This window comes from Corynebacterium yonathiae, from assembly GCF_027570195.1.
GTDB classification, from domain to species: Bacteria; Actinomycetota; Actinomycetes; order Mycobacteriales; family Mycobacteriaceae; genus Corynebacterium; species Corynebacterium yonathiae.
In genome coordinates this window covers 59,017-66,626 of sequence record NZ_JAKMUZ010000016.1, presented here as the reverse complement: position 1 = coordinate 66,626, position 7,610 = coordinate 59,017, and the positions used below count along the sequence as shown (strand labels likewise).

9 protein-coding genes are annotated in these 7,610 nt (G+C 55.7%); 7 read left to right on the top strand and 2 right to left on the bottom strand.

Annotated features, from left to right (window positions below; translation table 11 throughout):
- Positions 1-521: 521 nt before the first annotated feature.
- A complete protein-coding gene (locus tag L8V22_RS09045; RefSeq protein WP_269966477.1) occupies positions 522-821 on the bottom strand; it encodes a hypothetical protein in 300 nt (99 codons plus the stop codon).
- A 107-nt stretch (positions 822-928) separates the two neighbouring features.
- Between L8V22_RS09045 and L8V22_RS09040 the strand changes: the two genes are divergently transcribed.
- The 7 genes from L8V22_RS09040 to cmrA all read left to right on the top strand — a co-directional run bounded on the left by L8V22_RS09040 (position 929) and on the right by cmrA (position 5,876).
- A complete protein-coding gene (locus tag L8V22_RS09040; RefSeq protein ID WP_269966476.1) occupies positions 929-1,186 on the top strand; it encodes a hypothetical protein in 258 nt (85 codons plus the stop codon).
- A 533-nt stretch (positions 1,187-1,719) separates the two neighbouring features.
- Complete coding sequence (locus L8V22_RS09030) at positions 1,720-2,211, top strand: HTH domain-containing protein (RefSeq protein WP_269966474.1); 492 nt, start codon at positions 1,720-1,722, stop codon at positions 2,209-2,211.
- Positions 2,201-2,593, top strand: coding sequence for an ImmA/IrrE family metallo-endopeptidase (locus L8V22_RS09025; RefSeq protein ID WP_269966473.1), 393 nt, complete (start codon positions 2,201-2,203; stop codon positions 2,591-2,593). Before L8V22_RS09030 ends, L8V22_RS09025 begins: the two co-directional genes overlap by 11 nt.
- A gap of 80 nt (positions 2,594-2,673) precedes the next feature.
- Positions 2,674-3,009: a TM2 domain-containing protein gene (locus L8V22_RS09020; protein ID WP_269966472.1), complete on the top strand. Its 336-nt coding sequence runs from the start codon at positions 2,674-2,676 to the stop codon at positions 3,007-3,009.
- A 138-nt stretch (positions 3,010-3,147) separates the two neighbouring features.
- Entirely contained in the window at positions 3,148-4,236 is a 1,089-nt protein-coding gene (locus L8V22_RS09015) for a tyrosine-type recombinase/integrase (protein ID WP_269966471.1), read from the top strand.
- A gap of 107 nt (positions 4,237-4,343) precedes the next feature.
- Positions 4,344-4,925: an NUMOD4 motif-containing HNH endonuclease gene (locus L8V22_RS09010; protein ID WP_269966470.1), complete on the top strand. Its 582-nt coding sequence runs from the start codon at positions 4,344-4,346 to the stop codon at positions 4,923-4,925.
- 150 nt (positions 4,926-5,075) lie between these two features.
- Positions 5,076-5,876 (top strand): mycolate reductase, encoded by an 801-nt coding sequence (gene cmrA, locus L8V22_RS09005; RefSeq protein WP_238801143.1) that lies wholly within the window; start codon positions 5,076-5,078, stop codon positions 5,874-5,876.
- Here the strand turns inward: cmrA and L8V22_RS09000 are convergent.
- Positions 5,873-7,420, bottom strand: coding sequence for an alanine/glycine:cation symporter family protein (locus tag L8V22_RS09000; RefSeq protein ID WP_238801142.1), 1,548 nt, complete (start codon positions 7,418-7,420; stop codon positions 5,873-5,875). The genes cmrA and L8V22_RS09000 overlap by 4 nt on opposite strands.
- Positions 7,421-7,610 lie beyond the last annotated feature (190 nt).

Sequence of the window (7,610 nt, the reverse complement as noted above, 5' to 3'; positions counted from 1 at the left end):
CTGGCCATTTTCCTTAATATCTGCGGCTAGCTCTTCCAACTGTTCTTCGGACAGCATGGGGTAATACTCTGCGTGCTCATGCACGCCGGTAATCTTCATGCTGTTCTCCTTTTCTGCAACTTGTTGTGGTTGCTAGTGGGCTGCCGGGAATCGAACCCGGTTGCTTTTGAAAGTCACACATCCTCTAGTCGCTGGTAGTAGTGATAAGAAAAGGTGTGATTAGTCCTGTCAGCCCTTGGTGTTTTACGTGCCCTGTTACGTGGTGTTGCCTCACCCTTGGCCCGCTACGGCGGTTGGGTGGTTTCAGCCTGTCGGCACTAGTGGTCATGGCGTTCTAAGACCCGCGCTCGCACTAGTAAGTAGTCCCACATGGACACGGCCCGGCTACTGTTCTCTGCCGGGATAGGCTCTCTATTAAGTTCTCTGTACTGCGTGGCCTACCGTTCCCAGCCCAATCCCCTCGGGTTGGGTTTACGGTGGCCTGGTGCCTATCAGGGGACTTGCACCCCTGTGTCTGCTAGTTAGGCGATGTCGTTTCCTTGCCAGACGCCCACGACGGAGGCGTTACGCGCTTTGCCACGTGACCTGGTAAACCCCACATGGTGGATAAGGCCCCGGGATTTCCAGTAGCGGAACAGTCCACCCCATGAGTTGGGGTTATCTGGTTCCATGCCGCAGGTGATGCGAACATCATCAGCAGTAAAAGGCCTACGTGTTTTAGCCAGTTCGGCCACGGCCTTATCAGCAGCCGAGTACCAATCCGCCCCGGCGCGAATCGCGGCCATGTACGCGGCCTCCGCTGGATGCAGCGAATCAGACATGTGATATGCTCCTAAGTAGCTTGGATATCGCGCCCCGCCTCGTGCGGGGCTTTTTATGTGCTTCACTTAATTCAGGGCGGTCTGCCCTAGAAAGTGAGGTGATTATTGTGGCCACTTCTCGTTCTGATTCGTGGCGGGAAAAGGCTGACGCTTTTGCTGCTGACCTACCGATTTCTGCTGATCTTTTTTCCAAGTTCGCTGATGATGTCGATAAGCTTGGTGAAGATTCGGTAAGCCCGGAGCGGCTGATTACCCTTGCGTTGAGCTGGGCGAATGAGTCTGCAATCGCGGTGGCTCGTGTTGAGGCTCTTGCTCGTGGGCTTGAGTTGAATATTGCCGAGCCCTCGGGTGATCTCTCTGAGTAGTGAGTCGACTTCCTCCGGCGTGTAAGGCTTCTCACCGCGGAGGTTGACGGTGGATTCCCCTGGCGTTGCCCCGCCGGGGGTTTCCCTATTCTTGTCGGTCATGCTGCTACCTCTTCTTGTAGTGGGGCGGTGTGGAAGTACTGGGCCTTTTCTTATGCGGCGGTTACGGTTGCGATTTCGTCGCAAACCAGAATTCGATTTGGCCGCGCCCCCAGTGCTGCTAGCGCCTGTAGAACTGCGGGCTTTGGTTCGCGTGTGTTCATAGCGCCGCGCCATGTCTTGCGGGTTATGCCTGTTTCGCGTTCGAGGTCAACAAGGGACGAAAGCCCATTTGCGCGTTTTACGCGGTCAATCTCATCAAGACTGAGTAGGAACATTCTCACTTCCTCCTTTCATCTCCCGTTGTGAGCACAATTTAACCCACTTCTTTTAGAGTGTGCAAGTATTTGCGCGGAGTGTTGGCAGTCTTTTTCTCATTCCTGCAGCTCTCCCCCCGTTTGACGGGTAGAAAATTACCCACTAACATTTTTGGCATGAGCAAAGAAACAGACTGGTTCACAAGCATGGCCCACCGCCGAGTCACCGTCACCGAGATCGCCGAATACTTAGAGGTCTCACGACGTACTGCGACCAATAGGGTTAACGACGGACTCTCTGCCGACGAGCTCATAACCATCAGTCGCAAAATCGGTATCTCCCCAATTCACGCCCTCGTCGAACTGGGAAAATTAACTTACGAGGAAGCCTTTGACTTTGTAGACGGAGAAGGCCGACTCCTTGCCACAGCTTCCGCCGAAGAACTTATTGCGCAATTAGCCCGTGAGAACCTCCCAGTCACCGCATTGATTGACCTAGGCAACGAGGGCAGGAATCGAATTGCCGCATACGAGAAATCACATGACGAACTGGCCGCACGCCGCCGAAACACCCCCGTGTCCAACCCGTCTGATTCAATGCCGGAAGGCGCGGTTGCTTACAGCGGCCCGGACGAGGACGCGGAAAGGAATGATGTGGATGACGATTAGCGCGGTAGAGCTGCACCTCCTCGCAGAAAGCATGGGCGTGCAGCTACAGCGCCACACCGGCGGGCACCCCGGCTGGTACGACCACCACAGGCGCATCATCAGCACAAGGCGCGGCCAATCCATCGGCCAATACAAAAGCGTCCTAGCCCACGAACTAGGACACGCCGCCCACCGCGACACCCCAACTGGTAACGGGCATTATGACCAGCGCCAAGAACGACGCGCCGACGAATACGCCGCCCAACTACTCATCAACCCCCACGACTTCGAAGCCGCCGCCATATGGCACCACGGCCACCTCCCCGCCATCGCAGACGAACTCGAAGTCACCCAACACATACTCAAAACTTGGCAATCGATGGCTGCTAATCGAGTAGCCTAAAAACGTTTGACCACACCCGCTAAACCGGCGTGCAAAGTCGTAAAACTTGAACCGCAACTCCTCTTGAAAGGAAACCTCTCATGACCAACCCCTACAACAACGAGCCGCAACAGCCACAGCAGCCACAACAGCCGGCACAGCCAGACCCCGCCGTACTGCAGCGAGCACAAATGCAGTACGAAGACCGCAAAAAGAACCAAACCGTCATGTGGCTCCTATGGCTATTCCTCGGCGGCATCGGGGGTCACCGCTACTACCTCGGTAACACCGGATACGCCATCGGCATGACCCTCACCCTCGGCGGTCTTGGTATCTGGGCGCTCATCGATGCGTTCTTTATCAACAAGGCTTACGCCCGTAAGAATGACAAAATTCGTCGTGAAATCTTCGAGGCTAACGGTATCGCAGACATGTAAAACGTAATAAACCCGCCCCTGGTGCTTGTCATGTGGAAGTGCAGCACCAAGGGCGGTGTTAGGAATCGCAAACCCAAGTTGGTTTGGAGTTGTCGCCTGGGGCGTTCTTTCAGCCCTGGCTAACAAAGAGTAATCATAATGGCAAGCATTAAACCGTACAAGACCGCTAAAGGCAGGGCGTGGCGCGTGCAGTACCGCAGCCCCGACGGTAAGAACCGCACGAAGCAAGGATTCCGCACCAAGAACGAGGCACAAGCCTGGGCGGATAAAAACGCCACCACCATCCGCACCGGCGAATGGATAGACCCTAATGCCGGGAAGGTAACTATTGGTGAACTCGGGGCGCGTTGGCTAGAGATGCAAACCCATTTGAAACCGTCCACCCTGCGGACAACTGAGCAGACCTGGCGTATTCACGTAAAACCACGTTGGGGGGACACGCCTATCAGGGCTGTGCGGGCCTCCGAAGTACAGCACTGGCTATCAAGCACTGAGCGCTCCGCATCAATCGTGAGGAAGAATCACGCGATGCTGTCCCAAATCCTAGATATGGCGGTGCGTGACGGGCTTGTTAAAACCAACGTGGCGAAGGGCGTAACCCTCCCGAGGAAGGCGAAGGCCAGGAAGGTGTATCTGAGCTGGGAGCAGCTTTCCGCGTTCGCCAACGAATGTGGGGATAATGCGCCTATCGTGTGGCTGCTAGGCACCGTGGGCCTTAGGTGGGGTGAATTGGCCGGCCTACAGGTTCAGGATGTGGATGTTCTGCGGCGGCGGATTACTGTGCGCAGGAATGCTGTAACCGTAGGGTACGACGTAAAAATAGGTACCCCGAAGACGCATGAGTCTAGGGTGGTGGCTGTCCCCCAGTTCGTGATGGACATGCTGGTCCCCTTGATGGATGGGAAGGCTCAGGATGCTTGGGTGTGGTGCAGGGCGGATGGGTCCCCGCTGCGGGTTCCGTCGAATCATACGTGGTTCTATGGCGCGCTGAAGCGCTGCATGGAGAAGGACCCGGATTTCCCGCGTGTTACCCCGCACGGTTTGAGGCACGTGGCGGCAGGATTAATGATTCATGCGGGGGCGAATGTCCTAGTTGTATCTCGTCAACTCGGCCATGCTAGTGCGGCTATAACGTTAGATATTTACTCCGCCTTATGGGATGAGGATTTGGATGTGGTGGCTGGTCGCATGGAAGAAAGTTTTTCGAATGTCGTGGAAGCTTTATAGAAACACCAGCACAAACAGGGTATAATGATATACGTAAGCGGCCCTTGAAAGTGCGCCAACACTCGCAAGAGCCTAACCCAGAAACACTGTAAGGAGTGTGTAGGGCTATGTATCAGCCTACCAATATTGAACAATGGCGACCCGTAGTTGGATACGAGGGTCTATACGAAATATCCAACAAGGGACGAGTTCTCTCACTGCGATATAACCGCATGCTGAAGCCGTGGAAACCTCCCCGTGGGGGACTGCAGGTACACCTGACCAAAAATAAAACACGCAAAATGAACCAAATCCATCGAATGGTTTATTCTGCATTTATCGGAGAAATCCCCGATGAACATGTTGTTCGACACCTAAATGACAACCCAGAGGACAACCGTCCCGAGAATCTCATCACTGGGACTCCCCAGGACAACACAAATGATATGTTGCGCAATTCAGGCCATTACAGGTCTAAGACTACTGCATGTCCCCGCAATCACCCCCTAGTAGAAGGAAATCTAGTTTTAGGACAACTAAAGCGGGGGCACCGTTCATGCCTAAGCTGCGACAGGGCACGCATTCGAGTTAAGCGCAATCCCAGCCTCGGCACCCTAAAGGATGAATCTGACCGCATTTTCAGGAAACTGCACGATGATGGAAATATTTCAGATGCAGCGTATATGTCGTGGCGACCAGCTAAACAATAGCGTTTATGCTGGGTAAATGGGGTTTGTGTCGCGGGTTCGAATCCTGCTGGGGGCACCGCGCGAAAGCCTTGAGGCGTCGAGTTTCTCGCCGCCTCAAGGCTTTTTGTTTACGCTAGGACTCACCATGCCCCACTTTGGAAAGGCTTAACCATGTCACTTCCCACCCCCTCCCGCACGTCCTTTGCCCTCGTCACAGGTGCCAGCCAAGGCATTGGCAAGGCCATGGCGCAGGATTTTGCAGCATTGGGCTATAACGTCATCCTCGTCGCCCGCCGCCGCGAGGTTCTCGAGTCCCTCGCCATCGAGCTCGAACAGCGCCACAATATCGAGGCCATTGCCCTTCCAGCGGACCTTGCGTTGGCTGACGACGTCGCCCGCGTAACAGAGACCATTGCCACCCGCGAGGTGTCAATCTTGGTCAATTCCGCCGGCATCGCTAGCTTCGGCCCTTTCATGGACCAGGATTGGTCGTACGAGACTACCCAGTTTGAACTCAATGGCACTGCGGTCCATCACCTCACGCGGGCCGCCCTGGAGCACATGCTGCCGCGCCGCAGTGGGGCGATCTGCAATGTTGGCTCTGCCGCGGGAAATATCCCGATCCCCAATAATGCCACCTACGTCTTCACCAAGGCCGGCGTCAATGCGTTTACAGAGGCCCTGCACTACGAGTTGAAGGGCACCGGGGTCTCTTGCACTCTGCTTGCCCCCGGCCCCGTGCGCGAGGCCACCATCGCTGAAGAAGACCAGTCGATCGTGGATAAGGTGGTCCCAGACTTCTTGTGGACCACCTACGAGTCGTGCTCCCAAGAAACCATTGAGGCCATGCGCCGCAACCAGCGCCGCGTGGTACCAGGCCCGCTTTCTAAAGCCATGAACACCCTCAGCCAGGTGCTACCCACCCCGGTGATTGCACCGCTAGTGGGCAGCTTCTACGCCAAGATGGGCTAGGCCCCAGCGCCCTTTAAATCTTTGCCTTTATCCTTGAGCACGCTTCCTTCGCCGCGTGCTCGTTTGCGCTCTACCCAAAAGTCCGCGTTTTTGATACCCAAAGCTTCTGGGTCGAACTGCGGATCCTTGCCGGCCTTCTTCTGCTTCTCATAGTCTTTGAGCACCTTGAGGGCAGGAACCTGAAGGAAGAGGACGGCAATGATATTGAGCCATGCCGTCGTGCCAACGCCGATATCACCGAGCGCCCACGCCGCCCCCGGGCTGGTGGTTGCGCCGACGATAACGGAGACAATAATCAGCACGCGCAGCACCCAAATCAGGCCACGGCGGGCAGCGCGGGAGCGTACCCACCGGTTGAAATAGGTCAGGTTGACCTCGGACATGTAGTAGTACGCCAGGACCGTCGTAAAGGCGAAAAAGGCAATGGAGACCGCGATGAAGGTCGGGCCCCATCCTGCAAAGACGCTATCAAGACCGGACTGCACGTAGCCAGGCCCAACCTCAACGCCCTCTGGCAGCGAACCGTTGTAGACCACTTCACCGTCCTCGGAGCTGCCGCGGAAGACGGTGTACATATCCGTAGAAATGATCATGAACGCGGTAGCCGAGCAGACAAAGAGCGTATCGACGTAAACCGCAAAGGACTGCACAAAGCCCTGCTTAGCAGGATGGGAGACCTCGGCGGCTGCAGCGGACTGCGGGCCGGTGCCCTGGCCGGCCTCATTGGAGTAGATACCGCGCTTTACACCCCACATAATGGCCGCGCCGAGCATGCCGGAGAATCCGGCTTCCATATTGAAGGCAGACTTGAAGATGAGCCCGAATACCTCCGGGATCTGGGAAAAGTTCATGCACATGACCACCACAGAAATCACAATGTAGATGACCGCCATGAACGGCACGACGATGGTGGCGAAGTTCGCAATGCGCTTCACGCCACCGATAATGATGATGGCCAAAATACCCGCTAGGACAACGGCCGCCCAGGTGGAGTTCACACCCCACGCGGTATCGGCCGCGGCAGCTACCGCGTTGGCCTGAATAGCGGGTAGGAAGTAGCTGGTTGCCAGGATCATGGCGACAGCAAAGACGATTCCGTAGACCACCATGAAGGGTGCAGCTTTAGTGTGCTTGTAGACCTTCTCGATGTAGTACGCAGGCCCTCCGCGGTACTCACCGGTGTCCTGATCCTTTTCCTTGTAAATCTGGGCCAACGTACATTCAATGAATGAGGTGGATGAGCCTAAAAGCGCTACGGCCCACATCCAGAACACGGCACCAGGTCCACCGAAGGCGATGGCCGTGGCCACGCCGGCGATATTGCCTACGCCTACGCGGCCAGAAAGCGAAACCATCAGAGACTGGAAGGAAGAAACGCCATCTGCGGACTTTTCTCCGTTGACGATTTGCTTGAGCATGTCCGGAATGCAGCGCACCTGCAAAGCGCGTGTCACCACGGTGAAATAAATACCCGCGCCGAGGCATAAAAACACCAAGACGGGGGACCAAATTACGGTATTGAGGGCATCAAGGAAGTTTGCCATCTGGTCTCTCCTAAGTCTGTCGCACCTCTCGAATGAAGAGCGATAATCCGGAGTATGCCCTAACTCACACACGAAGGTAAGGCAAATCACCCACTAATTTTATGCAGGATGGAAACACACTTGCTGGAACGCTGCTCTACCCAGTGGCAATCACCTCCCCAGAACAACCCCACCCGCACCCCATCTAGGG